The sequence below is a fragment of the Citrobacter sp. S46_ASV_140 genome, assembly GCF_018919545.1.
GTDB lineage: Bacteria > Pseudomonadota > Gammaproteobacteria > Enterobacterales > Enterobacteriaceae > Citrobacter > Citrobacter braakii.
The window spans coordinates 1-778 of record NZ_JAHLRC010000283.1 but is presented as its reverse complement, the minus strand read 5'-3'; the positions used below and the strand labels follow the sequence as shown (position 1 = coordinate 778).

Sequence of the window (778 nt, the reverse complement as noted above, 5' to 3'; positions counted from 1 at the left end):
GTGTAATAAAAAAAGCCCCGCGGGTGAATCCACGCGGAGCTTAAAAGTGCAAAAATTATTCTACAATCTGTGTTAGATCATGTTACCGGTAAAATAACACCTATGGGCTAGATGATATTTTACTCGAATTCGTTCCAGGAACGACCATCTCGGGTAATCATCGCCACAGAAGCAACCGGGCCCCAGGTCCCTGCCTGATACGGCTTCGGCGCGTCGTTGTCCATCGCCCAGGCTTCGGTAATTGAGTCGACCCACTTCCATGCTTCTTCAACTTCATCACGACGCACAAACAGCGCCTGAATTCCGCGCATTGTTTCAAGCAGCAGACGCTCATAGGCATCGGCAAGGTGCGTCTGGTTGAAGGTTTCGGAATAGCTCAGATCAAGCTTGGTAATTTGCAGATTATGCTTGTGATCCAGACCCGGCACTTTGTTCAGTACCTGGATATCGACACCTTCATCAGGCTGCAAACGGATGGTCAACTTGTTCTGCGGCAGATCCTGCCAGGATTCTCTGAACAGATTCAGCTCAGGCGTTTTGAAGTAAACCACCACTTCAGAGCACTTCGTCGGTAAACGTTTACCGGTACGCAGGTAGAACGGAACTCCCGCCCAGCGCCAGTTATCGATATCCACACGGATCGCCACAAACGTTTCCGTGTTGCTGCTCTTGTTCGCGCCTTCTTCTTCCAGATACCCCGGCACTTTTTTGCCCTGGGCAAAACCCGCGGTGTACTGACCGCGAACCGTTTTTTCACGTACGTTCGAACGATCAATAC

General features: G+C 50.5%; 1 pseudogene. It reads right to left on the bottom strand.

The features are described from left to right. Window positions 1-119: 119 nt before the first annotated feature. Window positions 120-778: pseudogene (locus KQJ19_RS23785) on the bottom strand (glucose-6-phosphate dehydrogenase); the annotation flags it as partial.